Here is a 19,568-nt window from a genome sequence, read left to right on the forward strand (position 1 = left end):
ATTACTTTTTCAGTTTTAAAGCTAAACCAAGCTCTTTAAGTTGCTCTTCGTTAACGTTTGATGGAGCGTTCATCATTAAGTCTTGAGCATTTTGATTCATTGGGAACATTGTAACTTCTCTAATATTCTTTTCATTTGCTAATAGCATTACAATTCTATCAATACCAGGTGCTATACCACCATGAGGTGGGGCTCCATAACTCAAAGCATTGATCATTCCACTAAATTTTTCATCAACTTGTTCTTTTTGATATCCAGCAATCGAGAAAAGTTTATACATCAATTCAGGCACGTGATTTCTAATTGCACCAGAAGATAGCTCTATCCCATTGCAAACAATATCGTACTGATAGGCTTTAATATTAAGTGGATTATCAAAATCAATATCTTTTAAGTCTCCTTGAGGCATTGAAAATGGATTGTGACTAAATTCGATTTTATTAGTTACTTCATTTTTTTCAAACATTGGATAATCAACAACCCAACAAAATGCGAAAGTATTTTCATCAATTAATTTTAAATCTTTAGCAATTTTATCTCTGGCTAGAGAGGTTATTTTTTCAACATCATTTATTTTGCCACAAGCAAAGAATATACTGTCCCCTATCTCAGCTCCAGTGATTTTCATAATTTCCTCTAGGGCTTCTTTAGAAAAAAATTTTCCAACCGGTCCTTTTGCTGAAATATTTTCTTCTTTTTCAATTGTAAAATAAGCAAGACCAGACGCTCCTTGTTCTTTTGCCCACTTATCAATATTATCAAAAAAACTTCTAGGTTTATCTTTTGTATTTTTTGTAACTATACATCTCACTTTAGAGCCAGATTTTACAAGCTTTTTAAATATCTCAAACGTAACATCATCACGTGTAAAAATGTTTGATAAATCAGAAATTATTAATGGGTTTCTTAAATCTGGCTTATCTGATCCATACTTAAGCATAGATTCCTCATAAGGTATTCTTGGAAATTTTTCATACATTAATTTTTTTTCAGAAAATTTCTTAAAAACATTGACTATTAGTTTTTCAACAACTTGAAAGACATCTTCTTGTTCAACAAAAGACATTTCTAAATCAAGTTGATAAAATTCACCTGGACTTCTATCTGCCCTTGCATCTTCGTCTCTAAAGCATGGAGCTATTTGAAAATATTTATCAAAACCAGAAACCATTATAAGTTGTTTGAATTGTTGTGGTGCTTGAGGCAGTGCATAAAATTTTCCAGGATTTAGTCTACTTGGTACTAAAAAATCTCTTGCACCTTCAGGGCTAGAGGATGTTAATATTGGTGTTTGGAATTCCAAAAACCCAAGTTTAGACATCTCGCTTCTAATAAAAGAGATAACCTTTGACCTTAAGATAATATTGTCATGAATTTTTTTTCTTCTTAGATCTAAGAATCTATACTTGAGTCTAATTTCTTCAGCATACTCTTGATCACTAAAAACTGGCATTGGTAACTCTTTGCAAGTACCCAACACTTCAAATGAATTTATATTAACTTCAATCTCTCCAGTTTGAAGATCAGTGTTAATAGTTTCTTTTGTTCTCTCTACAACCTTACCATTTATCTTAATTACGCTTTCTAATTGAATTTTTTCTAATGAATTAAAATTTTCGTTATTTTTATCTATGATACATTGAGTCATCCCATAATTGTCTCTTAAATCTATGAATAGTAAATTTCCATGATCTCTTTTTTTGTTTATCCAACCTGATAAAACAACATCTTTACCGCTGTTATCTATTGTTAACTCACTACATGTATGTGTTCTATATTTATTCACTTATTCCTCAAGAGCTTCATTAATAATTTTAAAATCGATAGATTTCTTTTTTTTTAAACTAATCTTGTCAATTTTATATATGAATTCAAATATTTTGCCATACGATCTCTCGATTCTTTTAATAATAAAGTTAATCAGCTTTTTATCTAAAGTAATTTGTCTGTCTGATAAATTTTTTAATATTAATGCAAACATTAGCTCATCATCGGGGTTTTGAATATTTGCAAAAAGACAGTTCTTAGTTCTAGATCGAAGATCTTCAAGTTTAAAATTGATCTCAGATATTGGTTTCGTTGATGTGACTATCAAAAACTTATTATCTTGATCTATTATATTAAAAAGTGAATAAATCAGCTTCTCATTTATATTTAAATTTAAATCCTCTAAAATAATATTTTGGTAAGGTTTAATGGATTTAATGTTTTCGTCATTTAATGAATTAACATCAATCCTAATGCCATTAAATTTTTTTAAAAAAATATTAACTAGGTGACTTTTTCCTGAAAATTTTTCACCATTAATGTTTAAAAAATTTTTTTCCCACTTTGGCCATTTGTTAATCATTTCAAAAGCATAAAAATTGCTCTTTCCAACATAAAAATCATCATCTTTAAAATTTTGTTCATAATTAAAATCTAATAATAATTGATTTAAATTTTTCATTTTAATATCCACATATTATTCTTCATTTCTAATTCAAGGTTCTTTTCTTTCATGTCGTTTAAAAATATATTAGGTGTGCCATTATAAGTAATTTTATATTGAATAATCTCACTATTAAAATTCAAAATACTAAAGTCAGAAACTAGATCTAAACTATAAAGCACCTGTTCCAACTCTATAATTTTTTTAGTTTTTTTGGAATTAATAGATATTGTTATCGGAAGTTTTATGGATGTATTGATTTCATTATTTTTTTTCCATTGATCTTCATAAAGCTGTTTTAAATTTTCAACAATATTAGAAAAGTCATTATTATTCAAAATATCTAATTTGGGATAGTTCTTATTTTGAATTTTCAAGTTGTTATTTAAATTAATTTTTGAAAGTGTTCTTACTCTGTTGCTTTCTTTATATATTATTAAAATTATACTATCTTTAATATCATATTTATTAATTAGATTTGAAAAATCATAAGTTTCAATATCTTTTGAGATTTTTTGTAGCTCTATCAAATCTTCAATATCTTCACTTGGTAATAAATAATCTAACAAATCATATGAGTTTTTTTGTTCATTCCATTTATCGTAAAAAATATTGTTATTAAAAAGATATATATTGTTATTTTTAGTTTCTATAAGGATAGGAAATAATAAGACCTTATTTCTTTGGGGTATTGATGGGAAAATATTTTTATTTTCTAAAAATTTAAGAATTTTTTTCTTATTAAATGTTGTTTCTAAATTTGCAAAATACTCATTATTTATAAATTTTTCATCACTAATGGTGAAAGAATCGATCATCCCCTTAATTTCTTTTATAGAAACATTTTTAATCTTTTTTCTATCACTGGAGGTTGTAATCATTGAAATCAAATCAGAAAAGGAAGTTTGAAATCCTTTGTCAATTACGTTATTTTTTTCAAAATTTAATTCAAATGGAGAGGATATTTCAATGTTAGATACCCTAAATTCATTTGCATTTGAATAAGTTGTGGAAAAAAATACTATTAATAGAGAGAATAAAATAAAAGAAATATATACATTCACTAATTTATAAAATTTATTAATTATTTGCATATACTATACTAATGAAAAAAGAAAAATTTACCTATGAAAAAAGTGGAGTAAACATAAATGCTGCTGACAATTTTGTTAAATTTATATCGTTAATATCATCAAATAATAAAGGCAAAAAAAAGTTTAATAATATTGGTGGCTTCGGCTCTATAACTAATATTCCAAAAAATCTTAAAAATCCTAAAATTGTAGCTTGCACTGATGGTGTTGGCACAAAAGTAGAGATTGCGAATTTACTTAATAAATATGACACAATTGGCATTGATTTAGTTGCTATGAGTGTAAACGACCTAATTGTTCAAGGGGCAAGACCACTTTTATTTTTGGATTATATTTCTATTAATAAAATTGATTTAAATAAATTAAAATTAATCCTCAAAGGAATAGTAAGAGGCTGTAAAATTTCAAACTGTGAATTGGTTGGTGGCGAAACAGCAGAAATGCCAGGTACCTATGAAAAAGGTAAATTTGATATAGCAGGTTTTGCAGTAGGTTTGGTTGATGAAAAAAAAATATTATCAAAGAAGAATATAAAAAAAAATGACTTGGTATTGGCTATACCATCAAGTGGTGTGCACTCAAATGGTTATTCTTTAGTTAGGCATGTGCTTAATAAAAAAAAGATTAATTTAAAAAAAAATTCATTTTTAAAAAAAGAATTACTAAGACCTACAAAAATTTATGTCGAAGAAGTATTAAATTTAATTGATAACAATCTTTTAAATGGGTGTGCAAATATTACTGGTGGTGGGTTAGCAGATAATATTAAGAGAGTTATTCCAGATAAATTAGTCGCTGATATAGATTTAAATAAAGTGAGAACTAAAAAAATTTTTAAATGGTTGAAGCAAAATAACATTGATGACGAAGAAATGTTAAAAACATTTAACTGTGGAGTTGGTTTTTGTTTAATCGTTAATCCTAAAAACTTAAATAAAATTACTAAATATTTTACAAAGGAATTTAAACCCTATGTAATTGGAAAAATAACTACAGGAAAATATAAAGTTAAACTTAATGGTAAAATTGACTGGTCCTAAAAAGATTAAAACAGCAGTATTTATATCTGGAACTGGAAGTAATTTAAAAAATTTAATTAAATTTTCTAAAATAAAAAATTCACCTATATCCATAGATTTAATTTTTTCAAATACGTCAAAAGCCAAAGGTTTAAAATTTTCAAATCAATTTAATATCAAAAAATTTGTATTTAGTTTTAATAATCCAAAAATAGCAGAAGCAAAAATATTAAATTTATTAAATAAAGAAAAAATTAAATTTATTTGTCTTGCAGGGTTTATGAAAATTTTATCTAAAGATTTTATTAAAAAATTTAGAGGAAAAATAGTTAATATACATCCTTCTTTACTGCCAAAATATAAGGGGCTTGATACTCATTTTAAAGCAATACAAAATAAAGATAAGGTAGCTGGTTGTACTGTTCATTGTGTAACAGCAAAACTTGATTCAGGAAAAATAATTCTACAAAAGAAAGTTAAAATTTCAAAAAAAGATACCTCTACTTCTTTGGCTAAGAAAGTTCTAAGACAAGAGCACAAGCTCTATCCAGCGGCTATAAAAAAATTATTTAATTAATCTTTAAAGAAAAAATTAATTTCAGTTTTAGCGTTTTCAACACTATCGGAACCATGTACAGAGTTTTTATCAATAGAAATTCCATATTTTTTTCTTATAGTTCCTTCTGCAGCTTCCTCTGGTTTAGTTGCACCCATTAATTCTCTGTTTCCTAAAACTGCATTTTCTTTCTCTAACACCATCACAAGTATCGGTCCTGAAGACAAATAAGCACATAAATCATTATAAAAAGGTTTAGTTTCATGAACTTTATAAAATTGTTCTGCTTCTGCTTTTGTTATCTGAATTTTTTTATCTTTAACAATTTTAAAACCTTTATCTGTAAACATTTCTTTGATTTCATTATCTAAATTTCTTTCAACAGCGTCAGGTTTAATGATTGATAGTGTTTGTTCTAAATTACTCATAATTATCCTCTATTAGTTGGTTTAATAATCTTACTCCATAGCTAGTCGCACCACCTGAATTTAAAGCACCTCCATATTTTGAAAATGCCATACCAGCTATATCTAAGTGAGCCCAGGGTGTTTTACTTAAAATAAATCTTTGTAAAAACTGTGCTGCAGTTGTAGATCCTGCACCACCTACATAATTGATATTTTGCATATCCGCATTTTTTGAGTCTATGAGTTTGTCATAGTTTTTATGCAATGGCATTCTCCATAATTTTTCTTCAACTTTATCTCCAGCTTCTAATAACTGTTTTGATAATTTATCATCGTTTGAAAATAGACCCGCATATTCAGAACCTAATGAAACTATAATAGCACCAGTTAAAGTTGCTAGATCAACTATAAACTTAGGTTTAAATTTTTTCTCAGTAAATGTTAAAGCATCAGCCAAAACTAATCTACCTTCAGCATCTGTATTTAATACCTCTATTGTTTTACCACTATAAGATTTTACAATGTCACCAGGTCTTTGAGCATTTCCACTAATCATATTCTCGACAAGCCCTACAACACCAACAGCATTTATTTTTGCTTTTCTTATTGCTAAATTTTTCATTAAACCCACAACGGTAGCTGAGCCTGCCATATCATAAGTCATATCTTCCATAAACTTTGCTGGTTTTAAAGAGTAACCTCCCGTGTCAAAACAAACACCTTTTCCAACAAATGCTAAAGGCTCAGAATTATTTTTTGCTCCATTCCATTCCATTGTCACAAGATATGATCCTCTAATACTACCTTGCCCTACGCCAAGCAAGGCGTTCATTCCAAGTTTTTTTAATTTTTTTTCATCGTAGATATTTATTTTTAATCCAAATTTTTTAAGTGCATTTATTCTTTTTACATATTCATCCGGATGTAAAATGTTTCCTGGTTCAGACACAAGGTCTCTTGCAAAAAAACTTCCTTCTTCTATAGCTTTAAATCTTAAATGATCTTGAGTAGATATTTTATTCTTCTTTCCTATAACATTTATAGAAACAATTTTTTTATTTATTTTAGATTTGTAAATATTAAATTCATATGATTTTAGTTTTAATCCATGAATAAAATAACCTACAAAATTTTTTATTTTACTATTGATTGTATCTGAATTTACAAAGTATTCATTTTTCTTATCATAGTTAATGTAACTATTAAATTTAGCTCCCAAATTTTCTATATCTGATATTTTAATATTTTTCTTAATAGACACTAAAAATACTGTTCTTTTTGAATTAACTTTAAATAAAAGAAGATCTTTTTTTAAATCACTATTTTTTAGTAGGTCAGCTATGTATAAAAATTCAGAATTTGAAATATATTTTTTAAGATCTTTAATATTGAAATTTTCATCAACAAATAAAACAAGATTTTCAAATGGTTTATTGTCAAGTTTTTCTAAATAATTAATTTTAATAGACATAAATTTTTAAATACAATCTGAGATAGATGAATGCTATATATGAATAAATTTATTATATTACAATGAAAAAATTATTATTTGCTCATTTTTTAAAAGATACCTTCTTTTTTTTTTATTAATGACTCTATCTCTAGGTTTAATTGTATGGGTAATTCAAGCAGTTAACTATCTAGATTTTATAACAGAGGACGGACATAGTTTTAAAGTTTATCTCTCATATACTTTATTTAACTTTCCAAAAATTATTCATAGAATCTTACCTTTTATTTTCTTTGTTTCCTTGTTCTATCAAATTAACAGATATGAATTAAAGAATGAATTAATTATCTTCTGGACCGTAGGAATAAGTAGATTTCAATTTAGTAAAATAATTATGGCTTTTTCATTAATTTTTTTAATTTTTCAAATAATCATTGGAGCGTATATTTCACCAAATAGCCAAGATAAAGCCCGTAATTTTATAAGAAATTCTAATATAGATTTTTTTCCTTCACTTTTTCAAGAAGGCAAATTCATAGATGTGGTAAAAAATCTGACTATATTCATTGAGAGAGAAAAACCAAAAGGAGTTTATAATAATATTTTTCTCAAGGAGACTGGTTCTAAGTCTAGAGTTATTTATGCAAATAAAGGTTTTATAAAAGAGTTAGGAAATAAAAAATATTTAGAGCTATCTGATGGAAACGTGATTAATTTAGAAGGCAATAAAAATAATAGTTTTTCATTTGATAAAATAGATCTTAACTTATCTCAGTACGGAAGTAAAAGTACCACTTATCCTAAAATTCAGGAATTAACCAATAGACTTTTGATAAAGTGTTTAAATTACGACAAGCAAGACAAGTTAAATCAATTCAAAAGTGAAATTTTAAATTGTAATAAAGATATCATCACAAATATTAAAGAAGAACTTTTCAAAAGGTTTTATAAGCCTATATACCTACTTCTACTGTCTTCAATAGCATGTCTTATTTTATTTATATCAAAAGAAAATAAAAAATTTACATTTTATAAATATATAATATTTTTTATTGGTATTGTGGCTATAATTATTTCTGAAATTTCTTTAAGATACTCATCTTATAATATTTTTGGGCAATACTTTTTTATAGCCTTTCCAGTTTTTTCAATTTTTAGCTTTAATCTTTTTGCATACGTTAGATCAAAAAAAAATTATTGATGATTAAAACTTTTGAACTTTATTTGATATTACTTTTTGCAAAAAAAATTTTGAATACTTTTTTAATTTTCTTTACATTGATCTTTATTCTTAATTTATTTGAAGAAATAAATTTTTTTAAAGATCTTCAAACAAACTTTTTTTTTCCAATAATATTGAGTGGTCTAAATGCTCCAGCTACTCTTTTTGAAATCTTTCCTTTTATTTTTTTGATTGGAACTCAATTTTTTTTTCTAGATATAATTGATAAAAATGAGCTTGAGATCTTAAAGATTAATGGATTAAGCAATATCAGAATTTTAAAAACATTATTTATTACATCACTTCTATTTGGTTTTATTTTAATAACTATATTTTATACGATATCGGCTAAATTACAGTTTATTTATTTTGATATAAAAAATTCATACTCAAATGATGATAAATATTTGGCAGTTGTTAAAGAAAGTGGTCTTTGGATTAAAGATGAGATTGATAATAAAATATATATTATTAATGCAGATGAAATATCAAATAATTCATTAATCAATGTTTCGATTCATGAGTTTAATACTAATCTTCAATTAATTCATATAATTAAATCTGAAGAAATTGATATTTCCAGTTATGAATGGATTTTATCTAAGCCAATACTTTTTAAAGATAATAAAACTACGCAACTTAAAGAAAAATATTTTATTAAAACACACTTTGATATTAAAAAAATAAATAGTTTGTTTGATAATTTGTCCTCTTTAAATGTTTTTCAATTACTAAAATTAAGAAATGATTACAGTTCTTTAGGAAATTCTACCAGAGAAGTTGATATTCATTTGCATAAGCTTTATTCTCTCCCATTATTTATCTCAATTATGACAATTCTTTCTTCAATAATAATGTTTAATAATAAAAGGAATACTTCTATTATTTTTCATTTATTGTCAGGGATATTATTTTCGGTAATTGTTTATTATTTGTCTTATTTGTCTTATCTAATGGGGGAAAATGGTAAAATATCAATTATAGTATCAACATATCTTCCATTTATGATATTGATACTCATTAGTTTAATTGGAATTGTCAGGTTAAATGAAAAATAACTCAAAATTTTTAATATTTTTATTTTTTTTTGTAGTCTTAATTATTAATAATAAAGCTTACGCAAATGAAATTATTTTTAGCACTTCAGATTTAAATATTACAAATAATGGAAGTATTATAAATGCTGGAATAGGTTCTGCATACTCCAAGTCTTCTAATATAAAAATTGATGGTCAAAGTTTTAAATTTGATAAAAGCACGTCAATATTAATTGCTAATAAAGCAAAGGTTATTTTACCTGAAAAAAATATTGAAATTAATGCGGATAAATTAATTTATGATCAAAAAATTTCATTAATTAAAGCAATAGGAAATGTTGAAATTAAAGACCTTGCAAACATTGTTACATTTAAATCTAAAGAGGTTTCTTATAACAAAATAGAAGAAAAAATTTTTTCAAATGTCAGATCCACTTTTTATGATAAAGCTTTAAATAATTTTACTTCAGAAAAGTTTACTTATACTTTAAATGATAGTTTGCTAAAAATATCTGGAGCAAATATTTTAGATGTGCAAAATAACAAATATTATATTGAAAAAGCATATATAAATTTATTAACCAATAAATTAATTGGAAAGGACATATTTTTAAATTTTAATAATTTAGCTGAAAACAATGATCCAAGAATAAAGGGTAAAACTGTTAAAAGTGACAATGATAAAACTATTATAGAAAAAGGTGTTTTTACAACCTGTAAAAAAAATGACGATTGTCCACCCTGGGAATTTTTAGCTTCAAAAATTACACATGATAAAAAAAAAAGACAATTAATTATGAAAATGCATGGTTAAAAATTTATGATAAACCTGTTTTTTATTTTCCGAAATTTTTTCATCCTGACCCAACTGTAAAAAGACAATCTGGATTTTTGATGCCTTCTTTTACAGGGTCTAATTCTACTGGCTCAGCATTTACACTGCCATATTTTCATGTGCTTTCTAACAATAGAGATTTAACATTTACTCCACGACTTTATTCAACGAATAAAATACTTGCACAATCTGAATATAGGGTAGTTAATGCAACTTCAAAACATACAATTGATATAAGTATGTTAAGTGAAAAAGATAATTCTTCTCAAAGTCATTTTTTTTCAAATAGTCAAAAAAAATTAAACTCAAAGTATTTTGATAATCTAGATTTATCAGCTGATTTACAGTTTACTTCTAAGGATACATATCTAAAAAATTATAAATTAGATTCTCCTCTTATAAACAATGACACTGGAACTTTAACTTCTACAATTAATTTTAGTGCTTCAAAAGAAGATTTAAGTTTGGAGGCTGATTTTATAGTCTACGAAAATCTAAGTGATGTACCAGATGGAGACAAATATGAATATGTTTATCCTAGCTACAATCTTAAAAAAGATCTCTACACAGATATGTTAACATCTGGAAGCTTTAATTTAGAGTCAAGTGGCTTCATTAAAAATTATGATACTAATGTTTTTGAAAAGGTTATTGTTAATGATTTTCTTTATAGTTCTTATCCTAGATTTACTAATAAGGGCTTAAAAAATAATTATAATATTTTATTCAAAAATATTAATACAGACGGTGATAATTCAAAAAATTATAAAAATAGCCCTGATTCAAAAATTGCAACTTTGATTGAGTTTAATTCTTCTTATCCAATGAAAAAAAAGACTAATGATTACTCAAACATCCTCAAGCCTATTATTTCAGCTAGATATAGTCCTAACAATTCTAAGAATGCAAGAAATGAAGATAAAAGAATTGATGTGAGTAATGTTTTTGCTCTTAACAGACTTGGATCTAGCGACTCCGTTGAGGGAGGTGGATCATTAAGCTTTGGTACTGAATTTTATAATACCGACTCTTCTAATAGAGAGGTTCTTAACTTAAAAGTTGCTAACGTTTTTAAATTAGAGGATGATCAAAATTTACCTGTAAATAGTTCACTGGGCAATAAAACCTCAGATATAATGGGAGAACTGAATTATAACCCCAATGATTTTTTTAGTCTTAACTATAAATTTACTCAAGATCAAAATTTAAAAGATACAAATTATCAAATCTTAAAAAATGAATTCAAAATTAATAATTTTGTAACTACTTTTGAATATCTAAATGAAAACAATAGTATAAATAAAGATAGTTATTTATCAAATAAAACGTCATATAATTTTAATGAAGCAAGTAGCTTTATTTTTGAAACAAGAGAAAACAAGAAGACCAATGCAACAGAGTTTTACAATTTAATGTATCAATATAGAAATGACTGCTTAATTGCAGCAATTCAATATAATAAAGATTATTATACAGATAGAGATTTAAAAGCGAATGAAAGTATATATCTAAAATTAACTATAATCCCATTTGGAGAAACAAAGTCTCCAAATCTTAAAAAATAATGCCTAAGGTAAAATTTATTTTATTTTTGTTTTTATTGCTAATAATAAGTTTTAAATCAAGCACAGCTGAAAATTTTTACATCGTATACAAAGTCAATAATGAAATTATAACAAATTCTGACATAGAAAAAGAATACCGATATTTAGTATCACTTAATAATCAATTAAAAAATTTAGAAAAACAAAAAATTATTGAACTATCAAAAGAGTCAGCACTTCGAGAAAAAATAAAAAAAATAGAATTAATAAAATATTTTGACTTAAAAACAATAAATATAAATATTGATAATTATCTAGAAAATTTTTATAGAAATTTAAGTATCAAGAATAAAAAAGAATTTGAAGAATACCTGCAAAGTAACAAAATATCATTAAACTATATACAAAAAAAAATTGAAATAGAAATATTATGGAATCAATTGATATACGATCGATATATTGGTCAAATTAATATTGATAGAAATCAAATAAAAGAAAGAGTAAAAAAATTAATAAGTACAAAAAAGCAAAAAAAATACTCTCTATCTGAGATTTTATTTGACATAGAAAATAACTCAAATTTTGAAAAAAAATTAGAAAATATTAATCAAAGTATAAGCGAGATAGGATTTAAAAACACTGCCAATATATACAGCATATCGGACAGCTCAAAATTTGGAGGTAAAATTGGATGGATAGAGGAACAGAAATTATCAACAAAAATTTTAGAACAATTAAAAGCACTAGAAGTTGGCCAATACACATCTCCTGTGCAGGTAGGTTCTTCATTTTTAATTTTAAAAATAGAGGAAATTAAATATGAAAATGCGATAATAAATGAAGATGAAGAGTTAAATAAGATGATTCAATTTGAGACCAGCAAACAACTAGATAAATTTTCAAAAATATTTTATGAAAAAATAAAAATTAATAGCTTCATAAATGAATTATAAACCTATATTAATTGTTGCAGGTGAGCCAAATAGCATTTTTTTAGAAATATTTTTTAAAAGCATCCAAGCCCATCATTATAAAAGCCCTTTAATAATTATTGCTTCAAAAAAATTACTTGAGCAACAAATGATTAAATTAGGATTTTTTTTTGAAATCAATACTATTGATCAAAATTTTAAAAAATTTAATTTACTAGATAATAAAAAAATTAACTTAATTAATGTAGAGTATAAATTTAAAAGTTGCTTTGAAAAAATTTCTAATAAATCTAATGATTACATAAAAAACTCTTTTGAGTTAGCATTAAAAATTATCAAGCGAAATAAATTATCTAAATTTATTAATGGACCAATTTCAAAAAAATCTTTTTTAAAAGGTAAAGCTTTAGGTATTACTGAGTATTTAGCGAAAAAAACAAAAAATAATAATAAAGTTGTGATGCTTATATTTAATAATAAACTATCTGTTAGTCCACTTACAACACATTTACCTTTAAAAGATGTTCACAAACAAATCTCAAAACAAAAGATATTTCAACATGTTAAGCTTATTGATAAATTTTATAAAACAAAATTTAATAAACTGCCGAGGATAGCAATAACAGGCTTAAATCCACACTGTGAGAGTAATTTTAAAAATTCTGAAGAAGATAAAGTGATAATTCCAGCTATTAAGAAATTGCGATTAAAAAATAATAAAATAAATGGTCCATTTCCAGCTGACACTATCTTTACAAAATCATTTTTAAATAAATATGATGTAATTATTGGTATGTATCATGATCAAGTACTTTCTCCTATGAAGGCTTTATTTGGTTTTGATGCAATTAATATTACTTTAGGTCTACCATTTACTCGTATTTCTCCAGATCATGGCCCAAATTATTCAATGCTAGGTAAAAATTTATCTGATCCAAAAAGCTTAATTCAAGCTTTAAAATTTTTGGATAAATAAGTGTTCATAAAAGCAAAAAAAAGTCTTGGCCAGAACTTCTTAATAAACAGAGAGGTGCTTGAAAAAATTGTATCCATAACAGATATTACCAACAAGGAAGTTTTGGAAATTGGACCAGGCAGTGGAAATCTAACTACATACATTTTAAAAAAAAAACCAAAGAAACTCTATGTTGTAGAAAAAGATGATGATTTAGCTATATTGCTAAAAGAAAAGTTTGATACTGAAATTGAAATTATCAATGATGATATCTTAAAAGTATCTGAAAGTAACATCTCGGAACAAAAACTATCTGTCTTTGGTAACTTACCTTATAATATATCAACAGAAATCTTATCTAAATGGATTCTTAATATTGGCTCAAATTTTTGGTTCGATAGTCTCGTTTTAATGTTCCAAAAAGAAGTTGCTGATAGAATTATATCTGAATTTAATAACTCTAATTATGGCAGACTATCAATTTTATCTAGCTGGAAATTAAATGTAAAAAAGATATTAGACATTAAACCACAAAGCTTTTCGCCAAGACCTAAAATAGATAGTTCTTTACTTTTATTTACTCCTAAAGAAAATTTTTTTGAATTAAAAGATCCTAAAAACCTTGAAAAAATTACTAGAATATTCTTCAGTCAAAGAAGAAAAATGTTAAAAAAACCCTTTAACCAAGTTTTTGATAATGGAAAAGAAGTTGCAGAAAAATTCGGTATTGATCTTAATCTTAGACCACAAAACCTTGAGCCAGAAGTATATTTTAAACTTGTAAAAGAATATGAAGATTTAAGAGGTTAGTTTTTCAACATGTTTTCTAATGAAATCTTTATCGTAATCTTTCGAACCATTGTTAATTTCAGCATCAATTAAACTGCTAATTTTAGAATAACATTCTTCTAGATTGTCATTAATAATTACGTAATCATAATTAATCCAATGCAAAACATCTCTACTAAACTCTTTCATGCGTTCTTCTACTATTAGTTTATCTTTCATGTCTCTATTTGATAATCTTTCAAATAGTATCTCTTTGCTAGGAGGTAAAATAAAAAAAGTAATTAATTTATAATTTAATTTTTTATTCTTGATTTGATCAGCTCCTTGCCAATCAATATCAAATATTACATTTTCACTTTTTTCTAATTTTTCAATAACTGGTGTTCTAGTTGTTCCATAAAGGTGGTTAAACACTTTTGCATACTCTAAAAATTCTTCATTTTTTATTAAATTTTCGAATTTATCATGATCAACAAAGTAGTAATCTTTGTCTGCAATTTCGTTTAGTCTAGGTTTTCTTGTGGTATGAGAAACTGAAATATGAAAATTTTTATTTTTAGATAGGAGTTTTACTAAGGTTGTTTTACCTGCCCCAGATGGGGATGATAAAATTACCATTATCCCATCTTTTTTTATGGACATTTAATTTCTAGTTTGCTTTTCCTGCTATAAAGTTAACAGCGTCACCTACGGTAAGAATTTTTTCAGCTTCACTATCTGAAATTTCTGAACCAAATTCCTCCTCAAAAGCCATTACTAATTCAACTGTATCTAAACTGTCTGCTCCAAGGTCATCTATGAAGCTTGAATCGTCTAATACTTTAGCTTCATCAATTCCTAAGTGATCTGCTACAATTTTTTTAACTTTGCTTGAAATATCTTCTGACATAATGTTCCTTTTTGTTATATTTCGTTAATAGTTCAAAAAGTAGTTTTGTCAACCCAAATACATGCCTCCATTAACATGTAATGTTTCTCCATTAATATAGTCTGACTGATCTGAGCTTAAGAAATTAACTGCATTAGCAATATCTTCAGGTTTACCTAGTCTATTAGATGGAATTTTAGCAATTATTGTTTCTTTAAATTTTTCATCTATTTGGTCTGTCATAGCAGTACTTATAAAGCCTGGGGATATGCAATTAACATTAATATTTTTTTTTGCATATTCAATTGCTAAGCTTTTTGACATTGCAACTATACCTGCCTTAGATGCAGTATAGTTTGCTTGTCCAACATTACCAGTATGACCAACAACAGAGGTTATATTGATAATTTTTCCAGATTTATTTTTAAGCATTTTTTTAATCGAATATTTACACATTAGAAATGTAGAGGTTAAATTAATATTTATAACTTTTGACCACTCTTCTAAGCTCATTCTAATAGTTAGGTTGTCTTTTGTAATGCCTGCATTATTAACAATGCAATCTAAAGATCCACCTAGTTCTTTGGTGGCATTTTCTATAAATTCTTCGATTTTATCGTGTTGAGAAATATCAAATTTAAGAATTTTTATATTATTAAATTTTTCTTTTAACTCTTCTAGTTTTTCAATTCTTGTCCCTGTGGCTAAAATATTTGCACCATTTTGGTTTAGCTTCTCAACTATTGAATTACCAATTCCACCTGAAGCACCTGTGACTATAATATTTTTATCTTTTAAACTACTCATTGATATTAATTAACTTTATATCCTCTTCTGTATTTATTGCACTAACTTTAACATTTTTGTCAATTCTCTTTATTAATCCAGATAAAACTTTGCCTGGTCCTATTTCAATAAACTCTGTAACACCCTTCTCAATCATTAATAAAACACTCTCACGCCAACGAACACTGCTTTCAATTTGTTTAACTAGTAATTCTTTTAGTTCATTCGAATTAGATATTTCTTTTCCTGTTACATTTGAAATAAGGATATTTTTAGGTTCATTAAAATTTAATTTTGCTATTTCTTCTTTCATCACAAGTGTTGCATTATTCATCAATTTACAATGAAACGGAGCACTAACTGGTAATTTAATATTTTTAATATTTGAAGCTTTCAAATCAACCATAATTTTCTTCAGGTCCTCAATTTTTCCACTTAAAACGATCTGACCTACAGAATTGTCATTTGCAATAAAGCATTCGTATTTATCTTTATTCTCATCAATAATTTTTTTTATTATTTCAATTTCAGAACCTAAAACTGCAACCATTCCACCCACTCCTTTTGGAACAGAGTTTTGCATCGCACTACCTCTAATTTTTAATATCTTTAAAGTATCTGAAAATGACAATGACCCAGCTGCGGTCAATGCAGAGTACTCTCCTAAAGAATGTCCTGCATAAAATTTTGCTTTATCTAAATCAATTTTAAACTCTTCTTTGATTAACTTAAATATTGAATAACTCAGTAAAAATATTGCTGGCTGTGTATTTTCAGTTAAGTCTAATTCTTCCTTAGGGCCATTTAAGATAAGGTTTGATAGTGAGAAACCAAGAGTATCATCTGCTTTCTTGAATAGATCTTGAACTAAGCTATATTTTGCATGTAGGTCTTTGCCCATTCCTACTAATTGTGAGCCTTGACCTGGAAAAATAACAGAAAACATTTAAATATCTAAAGTTTATTATGGTTTTAAGTGTTGTAATTCAATAATTATAATAGTATATCCTCACTTTTTATTAAAGAACAATTATGAATTTATACGAACACACAATAGTTGCTAGACAAGATACAAGCCCAGCGCAAGTTAAGCAATTAACTGAAAAATATTCTAAAATAGTTGAAAAAAATGAAGGAGAAATAGTGCAAACTGAAGATTGGGGTTTGTTAAATTTAGCTTACATTATTAAAAAAAATAAAAAAGGCATCTATATGCACTTTAAGATTAAAGGTCCTGGAAAAATTATTGATGAATTAGAAAAAAATGAAGCAATTGATAAAAATCTTCTAAGATATATGACAGTTAAGGTTAAAAAATTTAATTTAGAGGCTAAATATTTTTCAAAGAAAGATGAATACGAAAAAAAAGAATATAAAAAAGAATTTAATAGAGACTAATTATGCCATCAAAAAAAAGAGCAGGAAATAAAAAAAAAGGAAGTCAAAGTAACTTTGCAAAACTAAGTATTTTTCAACCTAATAAATACAAATTTAAGAAAACTTGCCCTTTATCTGCAAAGGGTGCTCCAGAAGTTGATTATAAAAACATCAGATTGTTAAAAAAATATATGTCTGAAAATGGTAAAATTTTACCATCAAGAATTACGAATGTTTCACAAAAAAAACAAAGAGAGCTTTCTCTATCTATTAAGAGAGCTAGAAATTTAGCGTTAATTTAAATGAAAGTTATACTTTTAGAAAATTTAAGAAGAATTGGATCTATTGGAGAAATTATAGATGTTAAAAGAGGGTTTGCTAGAAACTTCTTAATATCAAACAAAAAAGCTCTTTATGCCTCAAAAGAAAATATTGCAGAAGTTGAAAAGATTAAATCTGAGCTAAGTAAAAAAGATACTGAAAAGAAAAAAGAAGCTCAAAAAATTTCTGAACAAATTAACAATAAAGAATATGAAATTAAAAAATTAAGTACTGAAAATAAAGAATTGTATGGATCAGTTAAACCAACTGAAATTTCAAAACTGATATTAGAAAATGACAAACTAGATATTAAACCTTCAATGATACAACCAATAACTGAAATTAAATCAATTGGTAAATTTAAGGTTAAAATTATTCTACACTCTGAAGTAGATTCTGAAATTACTATTAATGTAGTTACAGCTGATACTATTCAATAATTATACAATTTTTTCCCCAGCATATATTTGTTATTTTTTTAAATCTTAATTGAGATAAGATTTCTTCATGGAAAATAACCTCAGCTTAGTTAAAGATACTTTTAAAGAACTTCCAAACAATATTGAAGCAGAACAGGCTGTAATTGGATCAATACTAGTTCAAAATGAAACATTTGATGAAATAAATACTATTGTTTCTAGTGTTAACTTTTATGACCCCATGCATCAAAGTATTTTTTCAGCAATTGAAAGCCTAATTTACAAAGGGATGCTCGCAAACCCCATAACTTTAAAAAATTATTTTGAAAATGAAAAGGACGAATTAAATGTTCCTGAGTATTTAGTAAAAGTTACAAAATTTTCTACTCCTCCAAGACAAGCAATAGAATATTCAAGAATAATTTATGATATGTTCGTGAGACGTGAATTAATTAAGATATCTGAAAATACTATTGACGCTGCAAAACTAAATGCACTTGATGTTAATGGCCAAAATATAATTGAAAATTCAGAAAGGTTATTATTTGATCTTGCTGAAAAAGGTTCTTTCAATTCATCACTTATTAAATTTGATGAAGCGATGAAACAAACTATTGAGATGGCCTCAGCTGCTTATCAAAATGATGCGGGGATCGTTGGTGTACCTACTGGTCTAAGAGACCTAGATGATAGACTGGGTGGGCTTCATAATTCAGATTTAATTATTATTGCAGGTAGACCTTCAATGGGTAAAACTGCTTTAGCAACAAATATAGCTTTTAATGCTGCTCAAAAACTACAAGAAAGTGGAAAGAAATCTGCAGTAGCTTTCTTCTCATTAGAGATGTCTTCTGAACAATTATCAACTAGAATTTTAGCAGAACAATCTAGAATTAAATCAAACGATATAAGACGTGGAAGAATTTCTGATGAGCAATTTGATAAATTTATTGAGACATCAAAGAATATTTCTGAACTTCCTTTGTATATAGACGAAACACCAGCTATCAGTATCGCTGCTATGAGCAACAGAGCAAGACGTATTAAAAGATTATTTGGTTTAGACTTGATTGTTGTAGATTACATTCAATTGATGAGAGGATCTGGAAATAATAGAGATGGTAGAGTTCAAGAAATTTCTGAAATCACTCAAGGCCTTAAGGCAATGGCAAAAGAACTTAAGCTTCCAGTGATAGCTCTATCACAGCTATCAAGAGCGGTAGAACAAAGAGATGATCATAAACCTCAGTTATCAGATTTAAGAGAATCTGGATCAATTGAACAAGATGCTGACGTTGTAATGTTTGTATATAGAGAGGCCTATTACTTAGAGAGAAAAGAACCTAGACCCGCAACTGTTGAGCATGCTGAATGGCAAGCAAAAATGAATGAGGTGTCAAATCTAGCAGAGCTTATTATTGGAAAACAAAGACACGGCCCAACGGGTAATGTTATGGTAGAATTTGAAGCAATGTTTACCAAATTTAAAGATACTCAAATTAACTAATATCCAATATATTAGCTGT

At 26.3% G+C, this 19,568-nt stretch carries 22 protein-coding genes; 13 read left to right on the forward strand and 9 right to left on the reverse strand.

Annotated elements, in window-relative coordinates; all coding sequences use genetic code 11:
* Position 1: 1 nt before the first annotated feature.
* From aspS to AC5SLT_RS04445, 3 genes are read right to left on the reverse strand one after another with little or no spacing between them, the layout of a single operon-like run.
* Positions 2-1,786, reverse strand: coding sequence for an aspartate--tRNA ligase (gene aspS / locus AC5SLT_RS04435; protein ID WP_494591320.1), 1,785 nt, complete (start codon positions 1,784-1,786; stop codon positions 2-4).
* Positions 1,787-2,449, reverse strand: a complete 663-nt coding sequence (locus tag AC5SLT_RS04440; protein WP_271487277.1) for a P-loop NTPase family protein — start codon at positions 2,447-2,449, stop codon at positions 1,787-1,789.
* Positions 2,446-3,525 carry a hypothetical protein gene (locus AC5SLT_RS04445; RefSeq protein ID WP_494591321.1) on the reverse strand — a complete coding sequence of 360 codons (1,080 nt, stop codon included), beginning with the start codon at positions 3,523-3,525 and terminating at the stop codon, positions 2,446-2,448. Before AC5SLT_RS04445 ends, AC5SLT_RS04440 begins: the two co-directional genes overlap by 4 nt.
* Before the next feature lie 11 nt (positions 3,526-3,536).
* Here AC5SLT_RS04445 and purM point away from each other — a divergent pair, with 11 nt between their 5' ends.
* A complete protein-coding gene (gene purM, locus AC5SLT_RS04450) occupies positions 3,537-4,565 on the forward strand; it encodes a phosphoribosylformylglycinamidine cyclo-ligase (protein ID WP_494591323.1) in 1,029 nt (342 codons plus the stop codon).
* Positions 4,543-5,121: a phosphoribosylglycinamide formyltransferase gene (gene purN / locus AC5SLT_RS04455; protein ID WP_494591325.1), complete on the forward strand. Its 579-nt coding sequence runs from the start codon at positions 4,543-4,545 to the stop codon at positions 5,119-5,121. The genes purM and purN overlap by 23 nt, the downstream gene beginning before the upstream one ends.
* On the opposite strand, the gene ndk is transcribed toward purN, so the two are convergent.
* Both ndk and AC5SLT_RS04465 read right to left on the reverse strand, forming a co-directional pair.
* Entirely contained in the window at positions 5,118-5,528 is a 411-nt protein-coding gene (gene ndk, locus AC5SLT_RS04460) for a nucleoside-diphosphate kinase (RefSeq protein WP_494591327.1), read from the reverse strand. The two genes, purN and ndk, sit on opposite strands and share 4 nt — an antisense overlap.
* A complete protein-coding gene (locus AC5SLT_RS04465) occupies positions 5,521-6,978 on the reverse strand; it encodes a leucyl aminopeptidase (RefSeq protein WP_494591328.1) in 1,458 nt (485 codons plus the stop codon). The genes ndk and AC5SLT_RS04465 overlap by 8 nt, the downstream gene beginning before the upstream one ends.
* Before the next feature lie 76 nt (positions 6,979-7,054).
* Between AC5SLT_RS04465 and AC5SLT_RS04470 the strand changes: the two genes are divergently transcribed.
* The 7 genes from AC5SLT_RS04470 to rsmA all read left to right on the forward strand — a co-directional run bounded on the left by AC5SLT_RS04470 (position 7,055) and on the right by rsmA (position 14,292).
* Positions 7,055-8,158 (forward strand): LptF/LptG family permease, encoded by a 1,104-nt coding sequence (locus AC5SLT_RS04470; RefSeq protein ID WP_494592574.1) that lies wholly within the window; start codon positions 7,055-7,057, stop codon positions 8,156-8,158.
* Entirely contained in the window at positions 8,158-9,237 is a 1,080-nt protein-coding gene (locus AC5SLT_RS04475; protein WP_494591330.1) for an LptF/LptG family permease, read from the forward strand. The genes AC5SLT_RS04470 and AC5SLT_RS04475 overlap by 1 nt, the downstream gene beginning before the upstream one ends.
* The gene (locus AC5SLT_RS04480) at positions 9,227-10,030 is read left to right on the forward strand and encodes a hypothetical protein (protein WP_494591332.1); all 804 of its coding nucleotides are present in this window, start codon (positions 9,227-9,229) and stop codon (positions 10,028-10,030) included. Before AC5SLT_RS04475 ends, AC5SLT_RS04480 begins: the two co-directional genes overlap by 11 nt.
* 80 nt (positions 10,031-10,110) lie before the next feature.
* Positions 10,111-11,616: an LPS-assembly protein LptD gene (locus AC5SLT_RS04485; protein WP_494591334.1), complete on the forward strand. Its 1,506-nt coding sequence runs from the start codon at positions 10,111-10,113 to the stop codon at positions 11,614-11,616.
* On the forward strand, positions 11,616-12,548 hold the full coding sequence (locus AC5SLT_RS04490; RefSeq protein WP_494591336.1) for a peptidylprolyl isomerase: 933 nt from the start codon (positions 11,616-11,618) through the stop codon (positions 12,546-12,548). Before AC5SLT_RS04485 ends, AC5SLT_RS04490 begins: the two co-directional genes overlap by 1 nt.
* The gene (locus AC5SLT_RS04495; RefSeq protein ID WP_494591338.1) at positions 12,538-13,503 is read left to right on the forward strand and encodes a 4-hydroxythreonine-4-phosphate dehydrogenase PdxA; all 966 of its coding nucleotides are present in this window, start codon (positions 12,538-12,540) and stop codon (positions 13,501-13,503) included. The genes AC5SLT_RS04490 and AC5SLT_RS04495 overlap by 11 nt, the downstream gene beginning before the upstream one ends.
* Positions 13,504-14,292 (forward strand): 16S rRNA (adenine(1518)-N(6)/adenine(1519)-N(6))-dimethyltransferase RsmA, encoded by a 789-nt coding sequence (gene rsmA, locus AC5SLT_RS04500; protein ID WP_494591339.1) that lies wholly within the window; start codon positions 13,504-13,506, stop codon positions 14,290-14,292. It begins immediately after the preceding gene.
* On the opposite strand, the gene gmk is transcribed toward rsmA, so the two are convergent.
* From gmk to fabD, 4 genes are read right to left on the reverse strand one after another with little or no spacing between them, the layout of a single operon-like run.
* Entirely contained in the window at positions 14,281-14,913 is a 633-nt protein-coding gene (gmk, locus tag AC5SLT_RS04505) for a guanylate kinase (protein ID WP_271486705.1), read from the reverse strand. The genes rsmA and gmk overlap by 12 nt on opposite strands.
* A gap of 7 nt (positions 14,914-14,920) precedes the next feature.
* On the reverse strand, positions 14,921-15,160 hold the full coding sequence (locus tag AC5SLT_RS04510) for an acyl carrier protein (RefSeq protein WP_006997205.1): 240 nt from the start codon (positions 15,158-15,160) through the stop codon (positions 14,921-14,923).
* A gap of 48 nt (positions 15,161-15,208) precedes the next feature.
* On the reverse strand, positions 15,209-15,946 hold the full coding sequence (fabG, locus tag AC5SLT_RS04515) for a 3-oxoacyl-[acyl-carrier-protein] reductase (RefSeq protein ID WP_011281882.1): 738 nt from the start codon (positions 15,944-15,946) through the stop codon (positions 15,209-15,211).
* On the reverse strand, positions 15,939-16,871 hold the full coding sequence (gene fabD, locus AC5SLT_RS04520; protein WP_494591341.1) for an ACP S-malonyltransferase: 933 nt from the start codon (positions 16,869-16,871) through the stop codon (positions 15,939-15,941). The genes fabG and fabD overlap by 8 nt, the downstream gene beginning before the upstream one ends.
* 86 nt (positions 16,872-16,957) lie before the next feature.
* Between fabD and rpsF the strand changes: the two genes are divergently transcribed.
* The 4 genes from rpsF (at position 16,958) to AC5SLT_RS04540 (ending at position 19,549) form a co-directional block, all read left to right on the forward strand.
* On the forward strand, positions 16,958-17,323 hold the full coding sequence (gene rpsF, locus AC5SLT_RS04525; RefSeq protein ID WP_271625803.1) for a 30S ribosomal protein S6: 366 nt from the start codon (positions 16,958-16,960) through the stop codon (positions 17,321-17,323).
* 2 nt (positions 17,324-17,325) lie between these two features.
* A complete protein-coding gene (gene rpsR, locus AC5SLT_RS04530; protein ID WP_006997209.1) occupies positions 17,326-17,604 on the forward strand; it encodes a 30S ribosomal protein S18 in 279 nt (92 codons plus the stop codon).
* On the forward strand, positions 17,605-18,063 hold the full coding sequence (gene rplI, locus AC5SLT_RS04535; RefSeq protein WP_006997210.1) for a 50S ribosomal protein L9: 459 nt from the start codon (positions 17,605-17,607) through the stop codon (positions 18,061-18,063).
* Positions 18,064-18,130: 67 nt separating this feature from the next.
* On the forward strand, positions 18,131-19,549 hold the full coding sequence (locus AC5SLT_RS04540; protein ID WP_271564279.1) for a replicative DNA helicase: 1,419 nt from the start codon (positions 18,131-18,133) through the stop codon (positions 19,547-19,549).
* Positions 19,550-19,568: the final 19 nt, after the last annotated feature.

The organism is Candidatus Pelagibacter sp. PS_11 (assembly GCF_059417975.1).

Coding starts and splice junctions, on each gene's coding strand:
- AC5SLT_RS04445 (WP_494591321.1), bottom strand. CDS start 3,525: ATGCAAATAATTAATAAATTTTATAAATTAGTGAATGTATATATTTCT.
- fabD (WP_494591341.1), bottom strand. CDS start 16,871: ATGTTTTCTGTTATTTTTCCAGGTCAAGGCTCACAATTAGTAGGAATG.
- purM (WP_494591323.1), top strand. CDS start 3,537: ATGAAAAAAGAAAAATTTACCTATGAAAAAAGTGGAGTAAACATAAAT.
- fabG (WP_011281882.1), bottom strand. CDS start 15,946: ATGAGTAGTTTAAAAGATAAAAATATTATAGTCACAGGTGCTTCAGGT.
- AC5SLT_RS04510 (WP_006997205.1), bottom strand. CDS start 15,160: ATGTCAGAAGATATTTCAAGCAAAGTTAAAAAAATTGTAGCAGATCAC.
- AC5SLT_RS04495 (WP_494591338.1), top strand. CDS start 12,538: ATGAATTATAAACCTATATTAATTGTTGCAGGTGAGCCAAATAGCATT.
- AC5SLT_RS04440 (WP_271487277.1), bottom strand. CDS start 2,449: ATGAAAAATTTAAATCAATTATTATTAGATTTTAATTATGAACAAAAT.
- AC5SLT_RS04465 (WP_494591328.1), bottom strand. CDS start 6,978: ATGTCTATTAAAATTAATTATTTAGAAAAACTTGACAATAAACCATTT.
- AC5SLT_RS04480 (WP_494591332.1), top strand. CDS start 9,227: ATGAAAAATAACTCAAAATTTTTAATATTTTTATTTTTTTTTGTAGTC.
- rplI (WP_006997210.1), top strand. CDS start 17,605: ATGAAAGTTATACTTTTAGAAAATTTAAGAAGAATTGGATCTATTGGA.
- rpsF (WP_271625803.1), top strand. CDS start 16,958: ATGAATTTATACGAACACACAATAGTTGCTAGACAAGATACAAGCCCA.
- purN (WP_494591325.1), top strand. CDS start 4,543: ATGGTAAAATTGACTGGTCCTAAAAAGATTAAAACAGCAGTATTTATA.
- AC5SLT_RS04485 (WP_494591334.1), top strand. CDS start 10,111: ATGCCTTCTTTTACAGGGTCTAATTCTACTGGCTCAGCATTTACACTG.
- gmk (WP_271486705.1), bottom strand. CDS start 14,913: ATGTCCATAAAAAAAGATGGGATAATGGTAATTTTATCATCCCCATCT.
- AC5SLT_RS04540 (WP_271564279.1), top strand. CDS start 18,131: ATGGAAAATAACCTCAGCTTAGTTAAAGATACTTTTAAAGAACTTCCA.
- AC5SLT_RS04475 (WP_494591330.1), top strand. CDS start 8,158: ATGATTAAAACTTTTGAACTTTATTTGATATTACTTTTTGCAAAAAAA.
- rpsR (WP_006997209.1), top strand. CDS start 17,326: ATGCCATCAAAAAAAAGAGCAGGAAATAAAAAAAAAGGAAGTCAAAGT.
- ndk (WP_494591327.1), bottom strand. CDS start 5,528: ATGAGTAATTTAGAACAAACACTATCAATCATTAAACCTGACGCTGTT.
- AC5SLT_RS04490 (WP_494591336.1), top strand. CDS start 11,616: ATGCCTAAGGTAAAATTTATTTTATTTTTGTTTTTATTGCTAATAATA.